The organism is Deinococcus sp., from assembly GCF_018260405.1.
In the GTDB taxonomy this organism is placed as follows: Bacteria; Deinococcota; Deinococci; order Deinococcales; family Deinococcaceae; genus Deinococcus.
Genome location: NZ_JAGLBG010000025.1, coordinates 1 through 16,499 on the forward strand (window position 1 = coordinate 1; position 16,499 = coordinate 16,499).

Here is a 16,499-nt window from a genome sequence, read left to right on the forward strand (position 1 = left end):
ACTGTAAAGGTGATGGAAATGGGCGAGTCACTCCGTGAACTCCTGCGGTTGGGCGTTAAAGCAGCCTGAAAGGTTCCGAACTACTGAAAAAGATGGTGCTCTTTTAACCGAGTGGAACGAGTGGAAAAGAAAGAGGAGGAGGTAGAATGAAGGGGACGGCGGTGTTTTTCCGACGTGCCCATCATTCGGAAAACTGCTCTAAATGGTTTCACTTTTGGGCTAGAATCGGGGAATGATGTACGTCTTTGGTCATTTAAACCCCGATACCGACGCCATTGCTTCAGCGCTGGTCTATGCCAACCTGCTACGGCAGCAGGGCACCGAGGCCCAGGCTTTTCGCCTCGGCGAGCTGAACTTCGAGACTGCCTACGTGCTTAGGGAACTGGGAACCGGAGCGCCAGCCATGCTCCCCGAACTCGCGCCAGGCGCGGAAGTGGCCCTGGTCGATCACAATGAGAGCAACCAGACCGTCAGCAACATTCACGAGCTGAGCGTCAAGCGCGTGGTCGATCACCACAAACTGGGCGATCTGACGACCAGTAGCCCGCCTTACCTGCGTTTCGAGCCAGTGGGCTGCACCAGCACCATTTTGCTGAAGCTATACCGCGAGGGTAACGTGCGGGTCGAGCCTCAGGAAGCCAAGCTGATGCTGAGCGCTATTCTTTCCGACACCTTGCACTTCCGCAGCCCCACGACCACACAGGACGACCGCGACGCCGTAGAGTTTCTGGCTCCAATCGCCGGAATTCAGGAGGTTGGGGAATACGCGCTAGCGATGTTTGCGGCCAAGAGTGATCTGGGCGACACGCCCGCCGATAAACTCCTTAAGATGGATTACAAGGTCTTCCCTTTTGGCGACCCGCTCAACCCCAAGGAGTGGGGTCTGGGCGTGATCGAAACGACCAACCCGGGGTACGTTTTCGGGCGTCAGGCCGAGCTGCTGGAGGCGATGGACAGGGCCAAAGCGGACGACAAGCTGGCCGGAATCCTGCTAAGCGTGGTAGACATTCTCAACGAGTCCAACCGGACTTTTGTCATCAGCGCTGCCGAGGAGAAAGTCATCCAGGAAGCGTTCGGCGTGGACACCCACGACAAGATTGCTGACCTGGGAAACCGCATCAGCCGGAAAAAGCAGATCGTACCGACGCTGGAAAAATATTTCGCCCCCGAAAGCTGAGAAGCGAAGCTAGGAAAGCCCCCACCAGTGCATCCGGCGGGGGCTTTTCTGGTTACGGGTAAAGGCTCAGGCTTGCAGATCACGCAGCTGCTGATACAGCTCCTTTACCTGCGAGGTCAACGACTTGGGTACGGTCAGGTTCAACCGGACATACAAATCCCCGTGTCCACCGCCCTTTTTGGGCCACCCCTGCCCACGCAGCCGCATTTTGCGCCCGCCGCTGCTACCTGCCGGAATATTCAGGCTGCCGGATTTGCCGCCCAGCATCTGCACCTTGATTTCGCCGCCCAATGCGGCTACGGGCGCGGCTACATCCACCGTGGTGGTCAGGTCGTCGCCGTCCAGCTCAAAGCGGGCGTCTTCCAGCACCCGGATGGTCAGCAGCACGTCACCGCCGCCCGGCCCCTGACCGGCCAAGCGCAAGCGTGCGCCGTCACGGGTGCCCGCTGGAACGCGCAGGCTTAGGCGCTTGCCGTCCACGTTAATGACCTCGTCGGAGCCTTCAAAAGCTTCTTGCAAGGTCACCTGCAACTCGCCTTCTACGTTCTGCACGAATCTACGCCCGCTGCCGGAGCCGCCCAGCCCCCCCGAAGCCCCGCCGAACAGGTCTTCAAGATTGACCTGAGCGCCGCCTGGGAAGCCACCACCCGCAAAGCCGCCGCCCATGCCGCCGCGCCCGCCGAACATCTGCTGAAAGAAGTCGGAGAACTGGCCCGGATCAAAGCCGCCAAAGTCGCCGCCGCCCTGGAATCCGCCGCCCGCGCCGCCGCTATAGCCGGGGGGCACCTGCCCAGTGTGGCCGAACTGGTCATACACCTTACGCTTTTCGGGGTCGGAGAGCACCGCGTAAGCCTCGCCGATTTCTTTGAACTTGTCGGCGGCCTTCTCGTCGCCCTGATTTTTGTCGGGGTGGTACTGCTTGGCGAGTTTGCGGTAGGCAGATTTGATGTCGGCGTCGGATGCCGAGCGGGACACGCCGAGGGTATCGTAATAGTCCTTGTAAGCCATGTAAGTCTCCTTTCGGTCAGCGGTCTGAAGGCTTGGGCGGGTTAAGGGACGGACTTTGCAGCTTATTGACCACGGCCTTCAGCCCATACGCCCCCGCAATGCTCAGCGCCGTATGCCCCCGCGAATCCTGCGCCTGTGGGTCGGCTCCGGCAGAGAGCAGCAGGTCCAGAATGTCAGTGCGGGGGGCGCGGGTTTTACTCTGGTACGCCTGCCCTTCCACATCTACCGTATGCAGCAGCGGCAGCCAGAAGCGCGAGTCGTTCACGTCTGCACCGCGCCGCAGCAGTTCGGCCACCACTCCGGGTTCGTAGTCGCCGTGCCCCAGCGCCGAACGGTCAATGGCCAGATTCAGCAGGGGCAGCGCCTCGGCGTCCGGCCAGAAATTCACGTCCTCAATGTGCGCCAGGGTGGGCAGAGAGTAGAGCTTGAGGTTCTGCGCGTTCTGCTCCAGGTGCCGCAACATCCAGCCCAGCGCCGCGTGAACCTTGGTCTGGCTAACGCCCGTGAAATTCAGCGCCTGCCCGCGCTTGAGTTCGTCAATGAGCGGATTGAGGTCTTCGCGGCGCACCTGCTTGAGGTACTCTCCCTCAACCTGTTCCCGCGCCCAGGGCGTCTTGCGAAGGAACTTGAGGCTGCTGCCCACGCTCGGCTCGTTCTGAAAGCACTTCACGGGAATGCGGCGCCCCAGCTCCTCCCAGCCGTATTCGGCGTGCAGGTGCGTGACGATGCGCTCTAGGGTGACGCCGTGGAGGGGGTTGGAAGCGGACAAAGTTACCTCTTAATCTGGCGATCTAGGAACCAGTGGAGCACCATGAGCGTGCACGTAAGCAAACCGTAGACGGCGACCGCCATGACAGCGCCCAGCGAAAAACCATTGCGCTGATGGCCGAAAATATCGGCAGCAAAGCCGGTCAAAGAAGCAATGATGATAAGCACCATGCCGACATTTCGAACAAGGGCCAGGACCCGCTCTGGATAGGGTGCATCCTTATCAATCTTGTACCAGATGTCACCCATAACGCTTAGCCCTTCTTGCTCACCACAACTCGCGCCGGGCGCACCAGACGGTCACCCATCTTGAAGCCCAGCTGGTAGGTCTGCACGATTTTGTCGTCCTCTTCGCCTTCCACCACCTGAATCGCCTCGTGCCACTGTGGGTCGAAGGTTTCACCCTCGCGCCCGGTGGTTTCCAAGCCCAACGTACCGAAGATGGTCAGAATCTTATTCTGCACGGCCTGCATGCCCGGAATCAGCTTGGCGGGGTCATCGACGCCCAGGCTCACGGCCCGTTCCATATCGTCGTACACGGGCATTAGGGCCTCGGCGGCCTTACTCACGCCCCTACTCTGAGCTTCAGCACTCTCGGCGGCGGTGCGGTTGCGGTAGCCCTCAAAATCGGCGGCCAGGCGGCCTAGTTTGCCCTTCAGGTCGGCGTTTTCGGCTTCCAGTTCGTCATAACGCTGGAGCTTGGTCATCATGTCCTGCACCTGCCCCATCATATTTTCATCCATGTCCGGGAAGCCTTCAGGCATGGCAAAATCGGCGTCGGTTTCATCTCCGGCACGCAGCTCAGTCTCGTCGGCCCCGAATTTGATGTTCTCGGTGGTGTCGTTTTCAATGGTCTTGCCGTCGGTCTTTTTGGTGTCGTCGCTCATGTCTTTTTTCCTTCCAAACGGGTTGGTGAACATAGCTTTAGCTTATTGCGCCTCAATCGTTTACGCAGTGATTCAGGCCGAGCAAAGCGGGTGAGAGTGAAAAGAGGTTCGGGTGTGGGGCCGGCCATCCGGTGATTTTTCTGGATTGTAGCTGGAATGCTCAGGGGTTTTGGCTGTGGAAAAAGGGAGAGGGGGCGTTGTGGCCGTCCTCTCCCGCTGGTTGTGCGTTTTGCTGCTTATGGGTCGGACGCTCCGGTTTGATCCCTCAGTCGGCTTTGCTCTCAGCTTCCCCTGCAAGGGCCGTCAGAACGGCCTCTCTTTTAAGGGGAAGTGACCCAGGGGTGAGGGTTACTCCGCAGGCTTAAAGTCCGCGTCGATCACGTCGTCGTCCTGCTTGGCCTGTGCGCCCGCTCCGGCTGCGTCGGCCTGTGCGCCGCCCGCGCTTTGGTTAGCGTTGGTCGTCATGAAGGTACGCAGTTCTTCTTCCAGCTTCTTCTGAGCGTCGGCAATCTTGGCGTCGTCCTCGCTGCGAATTGCTTCTTCGGCCTCATCAGCAGCGGCTTTGAGTTTGTCCTTGGCGTCCTGGGAGGCGCTGGTATTTTCTTCAATCTGCTGCGTGGCCTGTACCCGCAGACTGTCCAGAGCGTTGCGCTTCTCGACCTTTTCCTTGCGGGCCTTGTCGGCGGCGGCGTTCTGCTCGGCTTCTTGCACCATACGCTCCACGTCGCTCTTATCGAGGGTGGTGGTGTTTTCAATCCGGATGCTGCTTTCCTTGCCGCTGGTCTTTTCCTTAGCGGTTACGTGCAAAATGCCGTTGGCGTCAATGTCGAAGGTCACTTCGATCTGGGCGCGGCCAGCGGGCATGGGCGGGATACCTTCAAGCTTGAAGCGGCCCAGGCTCTTGTTGTCGGCCGCCATGGGGCGCTCACCTTGCAGCACGTTGATTTCCACGCCGGGCTGGTTGTTTTCGGCAGTGGTATAGATCTCGGTCTTCTTGGCGGGCACGGTGGTATTGCGGGTAATCATCGGGGCGATCATGCCGCCCTTGACTTCCACGCCCAGCGTCAGCGGGGTCACGTCTACCAGCACGATGTCGCCCAGGCTACTGTCGCCCTGAATAATCCCAGCCTGCACAGCAGCGCCCAGCGCCACGGCCTCGTCGGGGTTGACCGACTCGTTGGGGGTCTTGCCAGTGATGTCCTGCACGATGCGCTTGACCGCCGGGATCCGGGTCGAGCCACCCACTAGAATTACTTCGTTGATGTCGCTGGCACTCAGTTTGGCGTCGCTGAGGGCCTGTTCCACTGGCTTACGCACGCGCCTGAGCAGGTCGGCGGTCAGTTCCTCGAACTTGGCGCGGGTCAGCACCTTTTCGACGTGCATGGGGGTGCGGGTTTCAGGGTCGAAGGTGATAAACGGCAGGCTCACGGTGGTTTCGGAGGCGTTGGAGAGGTCAATCTTGGCCTTTTCAGCCGCTTCAATCAGGCGTTGCAGCGCTTGCTTGTCCTTACGCAGATCGAAATTATGCTCTTTATTAAAGTCCTCAGCCAGCCAGTCCACGATGCGGTGGTCAAAGTCCGCGCCGCCCAGGTGGGTATCCCCGGCGGTGGATTTCACTTCGAACACGCCGTCGCCCAGTTCGAGGATGGTCACGTCGAAAGTGCCGCCCCCCAGGTCAAAGACCAGCACGGTTTCGTTGCCCTTGCGCTCCAGGCCGTAAGCTAGCGCCGCAGCGGTGGGTTCGTTGATCACGCGCAGCACGTTCAGACCAGCGATTTCACCGGCCTGCTTGGTGGCTTCACGCTGGCTGTTGTCGAAGTAGGCAGGCACAGTAATCACGGCGTCGGTGATTTTCTGGCCCAGCTTGGCAGAGGCGTCGGCCACCAGCTTGCGCAGCACCTCGGCGCTGACCTGCTCGGGGGCTAGGTCTTTGCCATTGACACTAATGCGAACCGACCCGCCGGGGCCTTCCTTGACCGCAAAGGGGCTGCGTGCGGCTTCTTCCTTCACTTCGTCCCAGCGGCGGCCAATGAAGCGCTTGACTTCAAACAGGGTCGCGGCCGGGTTCAGTGCGGCCTGACGGCGGGCAATCTGACCCACCAGGGTTTCGTCGCCCTTGTACGCGACCACGCTGGGGGTGGTGCGCCCGCCCTCGGCGTTGACGATCACTTCGGGGCGGCCACCTTCCATAACGGCGATGACGGAGTTGGTGGTGCCCAAATCGATTCCTACAGCTTTAGCCATGTTATTTACTCCTTTGAATGTGGGGGATGTGCGCCCAACTTGATGGTGCTGTGGGCAGCAGTTTTGAACTGCCAGCATCATAGGGCCACAGTTCGGTACTGTCAATAGACCTGAGTGTACTAGACTCAAGTTTGAGGTTTAGGGAAGGTTTATCTTCAGGCTGCGTCCCGTCGTCTGCCCGCTCTGGGTCAAGCAGACGGTTGGCGGCAAGCTCGAAGGGGACATCATCAGTATCACGGTGCCGAGAATCTGGCGGTGCTCAGACAATGGGCCTTAAATCTGATGCGGCAGAAGGGGTCAGTCGGTGCAATCAACAAGAACCGCAAACATGCAGCCTGGGATGATCTGTACCGTGACGGCCTTCTGCAGCAACTGCGCCCTGACCCGACGTGAGTTGCCCCTAGCGCCAGTCAGGGGATCGGTCAGCCCCATGGCCCGCCTTACCCCACCAATCAAGGCTTAGTTCAGAGCCTTGACAGATCAGGGCTGATTTTCGCGTCTACAAGGGATTTTCTGTCAGCTAGAGGTGATTGACAGCCACCTGATTCCTCCTCCATATAGTCGGCTTTGTTATGGGAGGGCCGATGACTGATTTCACACAAGTGTCAACACAAATCAGCGTGACCAAGCCGCGCAAAAGCCACAGCCAGCTCACCGCCTTGCTGGGCGCGACTCCCTACCTCCTTCCGGCCCTGTTGATCTTTGTGGTCTTTACTTACTACCCGCTCCTCCGGGTGATTTACCTGAGCTTCACCGACGCCGACATGCTTTCGCAGGCGCAGTGGGTGGGCTTAAGCAACTACCGCGAGATGCTCGCCAACGCTGAATTCTGGAGCAGTTTCAAGATCACGGTGATCTTCGCTCTGGCTGTGACCCTGACCGAAGTGATATTAGGCATGGCGCTGGCTTTCCTGATGAACGCCCCAACCCGCCTCCGCACGCTGCTACGCGGCGCGGTGTTCGCCCCGGTGGTAGTGTCGCTCGCCGCAACCGCCGTAGTTTGGAACTACCTGCTCAGCCCCAACGCTGGGCCGATTAACGGACTGCTCAAAAGCGTGGGGCTACCCGAATCCGGTTGGTTAACCGACCCCAAAACCGCGCTGGCCTCGGTGATTATGGTAGCGGTCTGGAAAGGGGTGGGGCTGCCTGCGGTGCTGTACTTGGCGGGCTTGCAGGGCATTTCCCGCGAACTGGAGGAGGCCGCCAGCATTGACGGCGCAGGGCGCTTTACGGTAGCCCGCCACATCACCATTCCGCTGCTGGCCCCCACGACTTTGGTGGTGTTTTTTATCTCGCTGATGGGCACCTTTCAGTCTTACGGTCTGGTGCTGCTGCTTACGCGGGGCGGCCCAGCGGGTTCTACTAACTTGCTCGGCTATTACATCTACCAAAACGCCTTTAGCTTCTTTCAGATGGGCATGGCGAGTGCCCTGAGCGTGGCGCTTTTCCTGCTGCTGCTGTCGCTGGGGTTCTTGCAACTTAAGTTGGCCGAAAGGCGGGTGCATTACCAATGACCACGCCGATGACACTGAATAGCAAAAGTAAGGGCGCCTCCGCCCGCTGGGGCCAAGAAGCCATTTCGCTGCTGGTGATCGTGTTCTTTGTGATGCCGCTGGTGTGGATGCTGCTGGCCGCCTTTAAGCCGCAGACCGAGGTGTTTTTGGGCAAATTGCTGCCCAGCCGCTGGGAGTGGGGCAACCTCAAGCTGGCTTGGGAGAGTGCGCCGTTTGGCCGCTACCTGCTCAATTCGCTGCTGATTTCGCTCATCACCACGGCGGCAGTCGTGACCACCAGTGCGCTGGCGGCTTACGCTTTTGCCCGCATGACCTTTCCGCTCAAGGGTCTGCTGTTCGCGCTGGCGCTGGGCACCCTGATGATTCCGGGCGACGTGTTGCTGATCCCCAACTTTATGACCGTGCGGCAATTTGGCTGGCTCAACAGCTATCAGGCGCTGATCGTGCCGTTTGCCGCCAGTGCCTTCGGGGTGTTTCTGCTGCGCCAAGCCTTCTTGCAAACACCAGTGGAACTGGAAGAGGCGGCGCGGCTCGACGGGGCCACCCCCGCCCAGTACCTGCGGATGATTTTGCTGCCAGTTAATACGCCGGTGCTGAGCGCCCTGAGCATCCTGACCTTTTTGTCCTCGTGGAATGCGCTGGTGTGGCCCCTGGTCGTGACCAACCGCGACGAGTTCCGTACCGTGCAGGTGGGTCTCGCAAGCTTCTCCAGTTTGGAAGGTAGCAACTTGCCGCTGGTGATGGCCGCCACCGTGATCGTCGTGACCCCCATGCTGCTGTTCTACATTTTTGCCCAGAAATGGTTTATCGAGAGTGCCGCCGCCAGCGGGCTTAAGGGCTGATTTAATCGCGTTTCATCTCGCTACGTTTTCTTAAGGAGGAAATCCCATGAAAAAGCTACTTCCCTTGCTCACCCTGACCCTGCTCTCCAGCGCCGCCGCCAAGACCGACGTGACTTTTATGTACGGACTGGGCGGAGAACTAGGCAAAGCCATCGAAAGCATGATCAAGCAGTTCAACGCTGCACAAAATGACGTGACCGTGCGCGGCGAATTCGCCAACGATTACGAAGGCGTGGTGCAAAAGGCGTTGGCCGGGATCGCAGCGGGCCAGCCCTCGGCGGACATACTGCAACTGGAAGTCTCGTATGTGCCGCGCATCGCCGCTTCGGGTGCCCTGCTGAACCTCAAGACTATGCCCGGTTTTCAGAAGTCCTTCGACAGCTTTTGGCCCGTGTTCAAGACCCAAGTAACCCGCGACGACGGCAACGTCTACTCGATGCCTTGGAACAACTCCAACCCTGTGCTGTACTACAACCCCGAATTGCTGAAAAAAGCGGGCATGACCACGCCGCCCCGTACCTACCCCCAACTGCGGGCCGCTGCCAAAAAGATCAAAGACGCGACAGGTGTTGCTGCTATTGCGCTGCCCTCTTTTCCTTGGGTCTTGGAAGGGGCGATCTGGAGCAACGGCGGCGAAGTGGTGGACAACGGCAAGCTGCTGCTCGACCAGCCCGCTGCCAAAGAAGTGATCACCGACTGGGCAGGCTTTTTCCGCGATGGCAGCGCTGTGCTGCAAACGCCCAACACCACGGCTGACTTCGCGGCAGGCAAAGTGGCGATGTTCATGGCTTCGGTGGCCTCGCGCCCCGGTCTGAACGCATCGGTGCCTTTCAAATTTGGCACTGCGCCGCTACCCTACTACAAAAAGCCCGTGGTGCCCGTAGGCGGCGCGACCTTGGCGATCAGCAAAGGTGTCTCCAAAGAGAGGCAGGACGCCGCTTGGAAATTCATCACTTGGTTGGCCCAGCCCGAGCAGCAATTCACTTGGATCAAAATGGCGAACTATGTGCCGATTACCCGTACCACCTCTAGGTTGCCCGCTTACCAGGCTTACGTCAAAAGCGTGCCCGGCCTAGAAATCGGCGGTCAGCAACTTCCTTACGCCCGCCCACGCCCCACCACCGCAGGATATGTGCAGGGCACCCAAGAAATCATCAAAGCACTCGACAAAATCTTCCTGCAAAGCGCCCCGATTGATGCCACCTTGGGCGACTTGGTGCAGCGTACCCAGCCGCTCTTCAAAGACACGAAATGAGCTGTGGGCTATGGGGTGTTTCCCTCAAAGCTCCTAGCCCACAGCCCAACCACCGCCCCTATTCACACTGAGGTGAACCATGACGGCGACTTTGACCCAACCCCGACCAGAGACTGAGACTCTTATCCTGCCACTGCTGGGCGCAGCCATGCGCTTGGCCGACATCGAACACCACCGCGACTGGCTGTGGGAAGGCCGCGATCTGGAAATACAAGACCCGATTTCTGCTGATCTGCTCGAAGGTGACTGGCAAGCCCGCGCCAGAGAGGGCCGTGAACTGCTGGACGGTTTTACGGGCCGGGTTGGTATTCACGGCCCCTTCTGGAGCCTCAGCCTAATGCCGCGTGACCCCGCCGTGCGTGACCTAACGCTGCGCCGCTTGAAAACGGGACTGGCGTTTGCGGGCGAATTGGGAGCCACCCACATGGTCATTCACAGCCCTTTCGAGTTCTTTGGACATCCGGCGGTTGCGCATACCCCGGCGACTGGGCTGGCCGAGCAACTGCAAATTGTCGGTGACATGCTCGGCGAACTGTTGCCCGTCGCCAGTGACGCGGGCTGCACTTTGGTCATGGAGAACATCCGCGACACCAATCCCGCCCCGCTACTTAACATGGTGCGTGACACCAATCACGAGCGCCTGCGCGTCAGCATTGATGTGGGCCACTCCTTCTTGATGGAACGGATTGGCGGCCCTACTCCCGAAAGCTGGATTCGTTTGGCGGGCGACCTGCTCGGCCACGTTCACTTGCAGGACAACGACGCCATGAACGATTGGCACTGGCCCTGCGGCGACGGTGAGATCAACTGGCGCGGCGTATTTGCCGCCCTCGCCACCATCAACTCGGCCCCGCGCCTGATCCAAGAAGTGTCACCGGCCAAATTGGTAAGAAGCACGGCTTACTTGACCAGCTTGAGCCTAGGGCGCTGAGCGGATAAAGACTGCATTTTTCAAGGAGATGCCGCGTATTTAGGCCCTATAAACTACAGGGCTTCCGCAAAGTCGGTTCAATTTTGAAACTGGATCAAATTGCTTCTGATATGGAATCGAAAAAGTCTGTTTTCATCACTCGATGATCTTCGATTCAGAGTCGCTTTTTGTGCCAAAAACAGAAATTGGAGTGTTCACTCTGCAATTTTGGGACTTTGCGGTTGCCCTGCCCTATGAACCAGAGGATCAAATAGCAGGTTGGCGCTGTGAGTGCCTCATGAACAGCGCTCACCTTTTCGTTGCTCTATTCCTCGGCTTCATGTACGATCTGGAGCACCCGTTCACGGATTTGCCGTTCCTCACGTAGATACCGCTCGGCGCTCATCTGCACGCCGATGCTGGCGACCACCTGATCGCCGTGGTGGTAGGGCACTCCCAGCGTGCACTGCCCCGGAATCCATTCCTCAATGCTGTAGGCGTAGCCCAGCCGCCGCACCCGCTCGACCTCGGTCCGCCACTCGTCAACGGTGGTAATGCTGCTCTGGGTGCAGGGTTCAAAGGTTTTAGGAGTCAGATCGGCATAGGCATAGAGCAGCTTGCCGCTGGCCGTGGCAGTCGCGGGCAGGTAGATGTCCAGAGGCAGGTCTATGTCGGCGTCGGGATGGCGTTCGCGGATGGCGGCCACGATATTTTCACCTTCCAGAATGCACAGGAACGCCACCGAGCGCACTTCCAGCGCCAGCCGGGTAATCAGCGTTCGCGCGTCCTGAAACCAGGGTAGCGCCGCCGTGAGTTCGGCCCCCATCTCGGCGAGGTGCCAAGACAGTCGGTACTTGCCCGCCGGGGTGCGCCGCAGAAAACCAGCCTCGGTCAGGCCTGCCAGATAGGCGTGGGCGGTCGCGCGCGGAATCCCCAGATGGGTCCCAAGCGCCCGCACGCCCCACTCGGGCTGCTCGGCCCCAAATGCACCGAGAATGGTGGACGCCTTCTGCAAAGAGAGCATGCGTCCAGCCTACAGGGACGTTCCGAGATTGTATAGACCCAGTGCGCCGACCCCGTGTCTTAATTTTCCCGCAAGCCCTTTCGAGAACTGCGTCAGTCGCAGCGTCCTATGCTCGAATCATGCGGATTGTCATTCTGATCGTCTTTCTGGTGCTGATCGTGTTACTCGCGGCCCTGAACATGAATTTTCTGACTGACCCGCACCCGCTGAACCTGGGATTTGCGACCTACGAGAATATGCCGATGGGCCTGCTGCTGCTGGGGCTGCTGCTTATTCCGCTGCTCATCTTTTACTTCTGGGCGGGCGTAACCAAACTACGGGCCGACGCCGACAGCGCCAAGCTGCTGCGCGACATGGACGCCCTGCGCGTCAGCCTGGACAGTCAGGAAGCTAGCCGCTTTGCCCAGCTTCAGAGCAGCCTGGATCAGCGCTTTACCGAACTGGGTAGCCGCGCTCTGCCAGACAGCAAGGCAGGCAGCGCCGCCGAGATCGCTTCGCTGGCGGCGCGAATCGATAACCTGCAACGCGACCTGAACTTGCAACTCGATCAGATAGACGATTACCTCAAGCGCAAGCTGGGTTGAGCAGCGCTAGTACGTGGCGTGGCCGCGCAGCCCAGGAACTTTGACTGCGTCCCGTCTCCTGAACCCAGTGCAATTCGCCCTGCGGCGCATCATTAGAATGGCAGTCAAGGAGAATTGACTCACATGGCCCTAGATCGCTTTTTCCGCCGACGCCGCCCCCAGCAGCAGGCGAGCACGGACGCACCCGAATTGTGGACCCAGTGCCCGGCCTGTAAGGAAACCCTCTATAACCGCGACCTCGACACCAACGCGTTCGTGTGCCCCAAGTGTGGCCACCACCTGCGCCTCGACGCCCAGCGGCGCATTCACGTGTTGATCGACCACGATTCCTTCCGGCAGCTGTCGGGCCATCTTCATCCGACTGATCCACTGAACTTTCAGGATACCGAGGCGTACACGGCCCGCCTGAGCCGCGCCCAGGAAAAGACCGGGCGACCCGACGCGATCATGACTGGCACCGGCAGCATTCTGGGCGTGCCAGTCACCGTCGCCGTGATGGATTTCGCCTTCAGCGGCGGCAGCATGGGCAGCGTGGTCGGTGAGGAGATTACCCGCGCCGCCGAACATGCCGCGCAGGCGGGCCTGCCCCTGGTCATCGTGTCGGCCAGCGGCGGGGCCAGGATGCAAGAAAGTGCGTTATCGCTGATGCAGATGGCAAAAACCACCGTGGCAATCGAAGCTCTGGCCGAAAAGGGCCTGCCGTACATCAGCATTTTGAGCGACCCGACCACCGGGGGCGTGACCGCCAGCTTTGCTACCATCGCCGACGTGATCCTGGCCGAACCTGGCGCACTGATCGGCTTTGCGGGGCCGCGCGTGATTCAGCAGACCATTCGCCAGAATCTGCCCGAAGGCTTTCAGCGTTCCGAATTTCTGCTGGAACACGGCATGGTCGACGACGTGGTCGACCGCCGGGAGCAGCGCCAGTACATTGCCAGTCTGCTGGGCCTTCTGATGAAGCGGTCGGTCAGCGCGTGAGCACCTTCAGCGATACCGTGCGCGAACTCGAAGCCCGTCTGCGCGACCTGGAAGCCACCGCCCGCAAGACCGGACAGAATTTGGATACTATTATTTCGCCGCTGCGGGCCGAGGTAGAAAAGTACCGTGCCCAGCAGAGTAAAGCCGAAGCCGCCCCAAGTGAAAGCACCGAAAGCCCCCGCTGGGAGCGTGTAAAGCTGGCCCGCACCCCTGGCCGTCCCACCGCGCTGGATTACGTCGAGCGGCTGTGCACCGAGTTCCACGAGCTGCACGGCGACCGCAAATTCGGTGACGACCCGGCGCTGATCGGTGGCCCGGCCCGCTGGCAGGGCCGCCCCGTCATGCTGCTGCTTCAGCAAAAAGGCCGCGATACCAAAAGCAAAATCAAGCGCCGTTTCGGAAGTGCCAACCCGGAAGGCTACCGCAAGGCCGTGCGGCTGATGGCTCTGGCTGACCGCTTTGGCCTGCCTATTGTGTCGCTGATCGATACCCAGGGCGCGTATCCGGGCCTGGAAGCCGAGGAGCGCGGACAGGGCTGGGCCATAGCTGAAAGCATTCTGCGCATGGTGCAGCTGCGCGTGCCCGCCGTGTGCGTGGTGATCGGTGAAGGCGGCTCGGGCGGGGCGCTGGCCGTGGGCGTGGGCAACCGCGTGCTGATTCAGGAGAATGCGTGGTACTCGGTCATCTCGCCCGAGGGAGCCGCCAGCATCATCTGGAAAGACGCCACCAAAGCGCCGCTGGCCGCCGAAGCCCTCAAACTGACCGCGCCCGACCTGCTGGAACTGGGCATCGTCGAGGAAGTGGTGCCGGAACCGGCGGGCGGCGCCCACACCGATATGGACCTCGCCGCCGAACTGCTCGGCCCGGTCATCAGCCGCCACCTCGACGAACTGGGCAAATTGAGTCCCGAAGAACTCAAGGCGCAGCGGGCAGCGCGGTTCAGGGCGCTAGGAGCATTTACCGAAAGCTGATTGAACGCCTGGCCGTACAGGTCGCCATTGCTCGGCGTTTGGCAAGCGCTTTGTGTGGTTCCACACCGCGAGGGCCATATAAAAACCCGCTTCTGCCAGGGCAAAAGCGGTTAAAAAAGCGGTGGGAAAGCCAAGACTATTCGTCGTCTCCGGCTTCCTCAGCCACTCGTTTCCCAGCCATCCATTCCAGGCCGCCCCACATCAGTTCGTCGAGGTCGCCGTCGAGCACGTCGTCGGGGTTGTGCTTCATCAGACCCGAGCGGTGGTCTTTGATGTACTGCTTGTCCAGCACGTAGCTGCGAATTTGCGACCCCCACTCGATCTTCTTCTGCTCGCCACGGGCCTTGGCTTCCTCGGCTTCACGCTTCTTGACTTCGATGTCGTAGAGGCGCTGTTTCAGGATTTGCAGGGCGATCTCATGGTTCTTGATCTGGCTGCGCGTGACCTGCGAGGCTACCGCGATGCCGGTCGGCAAGTGGGTCAGTCGCACGGCGGAGTCGGTGGTGTTCACGCCCTGCCCGCCCGCGCCCTGCGAACGAAAGACGTCGCGGCGCAGGTCGGAATCGGGAATGTGAATGTTGATTTCCTCGATAGGCACTTCCGGCACCACTTCGACCGAGGCGAAGGAGGTGTGGCGGCGGTTGTTGCTGTCGAAGGGCGACACGCGCACCAGCCGGTGAACGCCGTGCTCGGGGGCCATCATGCCGTAAGCCTTTTCGCCCCGGATGATGAATTCGGCGCTGGTGATCCCGGCCTGGTCGCCGTCTTGCTGGTCGATCAGTTCGACCTTGTAGCCCCGGCGCTCGGCCCAGCGCATAAACATGCGTTCGAGCATCCCGGCCCAGTCCTGCGACTCGGTGCCCCCCGCACCCGACTTCACGCGCACGATGGCGGCAGTGTCGGCGTGCTTCATAGTGAACAGCGTTTCGCGGTATAGGTCGTCCACGCGCTGGGCGAGGTTAGCCTGCTCCTCGGCCAGCATTTCCTTTTCTTCCTCGTCGGCCATTTCGAGCATCTCGGAGAGGCTCGCGGCGTTGGAGGTCAGGTCGTTGTATTCCTCGACGATGCGGCGCACGGTTCCAGCTTCCTGATTGACCTGCCGCGCCCGGCCCGAGTCGTTCCAGAGGTCTGGGTCGCTGAGTTCACGGTCGAGTTCGTTCAGGCGGCGGGTTTTGCCGGGAATGTCAAAGATACTCCCGGAGTGACGCCAATTGATCTAAAAGTTCTTGCATGGGCGTACCTCCTTCTAGGGCCACGCTCTCAATTTTCGCCGGGTCGCAGTTGCTCCGCGGCGGGAGTGCGGCTGGGTGCCAATTGCTCAGTATACGTGCTCCGGGCCAGGCGGCCCAGGTTTATACGGACTGCCGATTGAACCGGGCCGTTTTGGATTCGATCCGAGCGCCGGAAAGTAGGAAAATACGGACTCTGCTCAATGCGGCCCGCAGCTCTGCGAGTCCATGCCGCGAAATCCGTAGGACAGGTTCGGGGCTACAGGTTCAGAGTTACAGCTTCAGGGTTAAAGTCCGTCAGGCCCACGGGCAGGACTCGGTGTAAAATTCTTTACAGTCATGAAGTTCTCTCGCCTGTTGCTCTGTCCGCTGCTGCTTTGTGGCCTGACCGCCTGCGGTGGCGGCAGTCCCGGTACAGCAGCCGCCGGTGTAGCCAGTTCCGGTGTCGAGGGCGCGGTGCTCTATCCGCCCAGCACAGGCACCGTGACCCTCGAGTTTGATATGGGCGCTCAGCAGCTCCGGCCCCTGGTTCACTTTCCAGTTGATCGGCGCGGGCTCTATACGATTACGCTGCCCGTCCCGCCACAGCTTTCGGCAGGCGGTCAGGCGGAAGTGCTTCCTCTGCTGCCCGCCCTTGACCTGCTGGGCTTCAGCCGCAGCCAGTGCCCCGGCGGCCTGAAGCTGAGCGACTCAGCGGCACGGTTCGCCGTCGTGAGCAGCGCCTATTTCGTGCCGACGGGCGCGGCTACTGCGGCTACGCTGCGACTGGCCGGACAGGCGATGGCCGGGCAGAACACGCAGACTATTAACCTCTGGCGCCAGTACGCCTACGCCGACCGCACGGTTCACCTCAGCGGCACCCAGACCTGCACTCTGAGCCGCAGTGACAGCAGCAGCCAGAGCGCCCAGATAGACGTGGATTACCAGTTGCGACAGGGCTGGAATGTTCTGGTCATTCAGACTGTGCAAGACGGAACTGCCCCCCTGACTGGCCGCGCCACCGTCGCCAGTGGCCTCAGCGGCGTGCAGTGGCATTACGTTCCACCGTCCTAAGCCGCTGCCCCCGGCTGCTCATCCCTGAAGCGCAGTGATCCGGTTGCCCCGGAAG

Annotated in this window: 16 protein-coding genes; 9 read left to right on the forward strand and 7 right to left on the reverse strand. The window is 60.4% G+C overall.

The window, feature by feature from the left end; translation table 11 throughout:
* Positions 1 to 232 precede the first annotated feature (232 nt).
* Positions 233 to 1,177: a manganese-dependent inorganic pyrophosphatase gene (locus QZ269_RS04940; RefSeq protein WP_291424902.1), complete on the forward strand. Its 945-nt coding sequence runs from the start codon at positions 233 to 235 to the stop codon at positions 1,175 to 1,177.
* A gap of 66 nt (positions 1,178 to 1,243) precedes the next feature.
* Here the strand turns inward: QZ269_RS04940 and QZ269_RS04945 are convergent, their stop codons facing one another.
* From QZ269_RS04945 to dnaK, 5 genes are all read right to left on the reverse strand, one after another.
* Positions 1,244 to 2,185 carry a DnaJ C-terminal domain-containing protein gene (locus tag QZ269_RS04945; RefSeq protein WP_291424904.1) on the reverse strand — a complete coding sequence of 314 codons (942 nt, stop codon included), beginning with the start codon at positions 2,183 to 2,185 and terminating at the stop codon, positions 1,244 to 1,246.
* Positions 2,186 to 2,201: 16 nt separating this feature from the next.
* The gene (locus QZ269_RS04950) at positions 2,202 to 2,954 is read right to left on the reverse strand and encodes a VF530 family DNA-binding protein (RefSeq protein ID WP_291424906.1); all 753 of its coding nucleotides are present in this window, start codon (positions 2,952 to 2,954) and stop codon (positions 2,202 to 2,204) included.
* A gap of 2 nt (positions 2,955 to 2,956) precedes the next feature.
* A complete protein-coding gene (locus QZ269_RS04955) occupies positions 2,957 to 3,202 on the reverse strand; it encodes a hypothetical protein (RefSeq protein ID WP_291424907.1) in 246 nt (81 codons plus the stop codon).
* A 5-nt stretch (positions 3,203 to 3,207) separates the two neighbouring features.
* A complete protein-coding gene (locus QZ269_RS04960; protein WP_291424909.1) occupies positions 3,208 to 3,840 on the reverse strand; it encodes a nucleotide exchange factor GrpE in 633 nt (210 codons plus the stop codon).
* Between the two features lie 348 nt (positions 3,841 to 4,188).
* Complete coding sequence (gene dnaK / locus QZ269_RS04965) at positions 4,189 to 6,084, reverse strand: molecular chaperone DnaK (RefSeq protein ID WP_291424911.1); 1,896 nt, start codon at positions 6,082 to 6,084, stop codon at positions 4,189 to 4,191.
* Positions 6,085 to 6,668: 584 nt separating this feature from the next.
* Here dnaK and QZ269_RS04970 point away from each other — a divergent pair.
* From QZ269_RS04970 to QZ269_RS04985, 4 genes are all read left to right on the forward strand, one after another.
* A complete protein-coding gene (locus tag QZ269_RS04970) occupies positions 6,669 to 7,598 on the forward strand; it encodes a carbohydrate ABC transporter permease (protein ID WP_291424913.1) in 930 nt (309 codons plus the stop codon).
* Complete coding sequence (locus QZ269_RS04975; RefSeq protein WP_291424915.1) at positions 7,595 to 8,440, forward strand: carbohydrate ABC transporter permease; 846 nt, start codon at positions 7,595 to 7,597, stop codon at positions 8,438 to 8,440. Before QZ269_RS04970 ends, QZ269_RS04975 begins: the two co-directional genes overlap by 4 nt.
* Before the next feature lie 46 nt (positions 8,441 to 8,486).
* Entirely contained in the window at positions 8,487 to 9,695 is a 1,209-nt protein-coding gene (locus QZ269_RS04980; RefSeq protein WP_291424916.1) for an ABC transporter substrate-binding protein, read from the forward strand.
* Positions 9,696 to 9,774: 79 nt separating this feature from the next.
* Positions 9,775 to 10,626: a sugar phosphate isomerase/epimerase gene (locus QZ269_RS04985; protein WP_291424919.1), complete on the forward strand. Its 852-nt coding sequence runs from the start codon at positions 9,775 to 9,777 to the stop codon at positions 10,624 to 10,626.
* A 304-nt stretch (positions 10,627 to 10,930) separates the two neighbouring features.
* Here QZ269_RS04985 and QZ269_RS04990 read toward each other — a convergent pair whose 3' ends face one another.
* Entirely contained in the window at positions 10,931 to 11,629 is a 699-nt protein-coding gene (locus QZ269_RS04990; protein WP_291424921.1) for an IclR family transcriptional regulator, read from the reverse strand.
* A gap of 119 nt (positions 11,630 to 11,748) precedes the next feature.
* Between QZ269_RS04990 and QZ269_RS04995 the strand changes: the two genes are divergently transcribed.
* The 3 genes from QZ269_RS04995 to QZ269_RS05005 all read left to right on the forward strand — a co-directional run bounded on the left by QZ269_RS04995 (position 11,749) and on the right by QZ269_RS05005 (position 14,162).
* On the forward strand, positions 11,749 to 12,213 hold the full coding sequence (locus tag QZ269_RS04995; protein ID WP_291424923.1) for a LapA family protein: 465 nt from the start codon (positions 11,749 to 11,751) through the stop codon (positions 12,211 to 12,213).
* Positions 12,214 to 12,336: 123 nt separating this feature from the next.
* On the forward strand, positions 12,337 to 13,191 hold the full coding sequence (gene accD / locus QZ269_RS05000; RefSeq protein ID WP_291424925.1) for an acetyl-CoA carboxylase, carboxyltransferase subunit beta: 855 nt from the start codon (positions 12,337 to 12,339) through the stop codon (positions 13,189 to 13,191).
* On the forward strand, positions 13,188 to 14,162 hold the full coding sequence (locus QZ269_RS05005; RefSeq protein ID WP_291424927.1) for an acetyl-CoA carboxylase carboxyltransferase subunit alpha: 975 nt from the start codon (positions 13,188 to 13,190) through the stop codon (positions 14,160 to 14,162). Before accD ends, QZ269_RS05005 begins: the two co-directional genes overlap by 4 nt.
* Positions 14,163 to 14,298: 136 nt before the next feature.
* On the opposite strand, the gene prfB is transcribed toward QZ269_RS05005, so the two are convergent.
* Positions 14,299 to 15,394, reverse strand: a protein-coding gene (gene prfB, locus QZ269_RS05010; RefSeq protein ID WP_291424929.1) for a peptide chain release factor 2 whose coding sequence is annotated in 2 segments (ribosomal slippage) — positions 14,299 to 15,348 and positions 15,350 to 15,394 — 1,095 coding nt in all. Because the reading frame shifts where the segments join, the coding sequence is not laid out codon by codon here.
* Between the two features lie 336 nt (positions 15,395 to 15,730).
* On the opposite strand from prfB, the gene QZ269_RS05015 reads away from it, so the two are divergent.
* Positions 15,731 to 16,444 carry a hypothetical protein gene (locus QZ269_RS05015; RefSeq protein WP_291424932.1) on the forward strand — a complete coding sequence of 238 codons (714 nt, stop codon included), beginning with the start codon at positions 15,731 to 15,733 and terminating at the stop codon, positions 16,442 to 16,444.
* The last annotated feature ends 55 nt before the right edge of the window (positions 16,445 to 16,499 follow it).

Bases quoted from the DNA above. Each gene is read 5' to 3' on its own strand.
- accD (WP_291424925.1), top strand. From the start codon at position 12,337: ATGGCCCTAGATCGCTTTTTCCGCCGACGCCGCCCCCAGCAGCAGGCG.
- QZ269_RS04985 (WP_291424919.1), top strand. From the start codon at position 9,775: ATGACGGCGACTTTGACCCAACCCCGACCAGAGACTGAGACTCTTATC.
- QZ269_RS04975 (WP_291424915.1), top strand. From the start codon at position 7,595: ATGACCACGCCGATGACACTGAATAGCAAAAGTAAGGGCGCCTCCGCC.
- QZ269_RS04970 (WP_291424913.1), top strand. From the start codon at position 6,669: ATGACTGATTTCACACAAGTGTCAACACAAATCAGCGTGACCAAGCCG.
- QZ269_RS04955 (WP_291424907.1), bottom strand. From the start codon at position 3,202: ATGGGTGACATCTGGTACAAGATTGATAAGGATGCACCCTATCCAGAG.
- dnaK (WP_291424911.1), bottom strand. From the start codon at position 6,084: ATGGCTAAAGCTGTAGGAATCGATTTGGGCACCACCAACTCCGTCATC.
- QZ269_RS04990 (WP_291424921.1), bottom strand. From the start codon at position 11,629: ATGCTCTCTTTGCAGAAGGCGTCCACCATTCTCGGTGCATTTGGGGCC.
- QZ269_RS04960 (WP_291424909.1), bottom strand. From the start codon at position 3,840: ATGAGCGACGACACCAAAAAGACCGACGGCAAGACCATTGAAAACGAC.
- QZ269_RS04945 (WP_291424904.1), bottom strand. From the start codon at position 2,185: ATGGCTTACAAGGACTATTACGATACCCTCGGCGTGTCCCGCTCGGCA.
- QZ269_RS05015 (WP_291424932.1), top strand. From the start codon at position 15,731: ATGAAGTTCTCTCGCCTGTTGCTCTGTCCGCTGCTGCTTTGTGGCCTG.
- QZ269_RS04980 (WP_291424916.1), top strand. From the start codon at position 8,487: ATGAAAAAGCTACTTCCCTTGCTCACCCTGACCCTGCTCTCCAGCGCC.
- QZ269_RS04940 (WP_291424902.1), top strand. From the start codon at position 233: ATGATGTACGTCTTTGGTCATTTAAACCCCGATACCGACGCCATTGCT.
- QZ269_RS04995 (WP_291424923.1), top strand. From the start codon at position 11,749: ATGCGGATTGTCATTCTGATCGTCTTTCTGGTGCTGATCGTGTTACTC.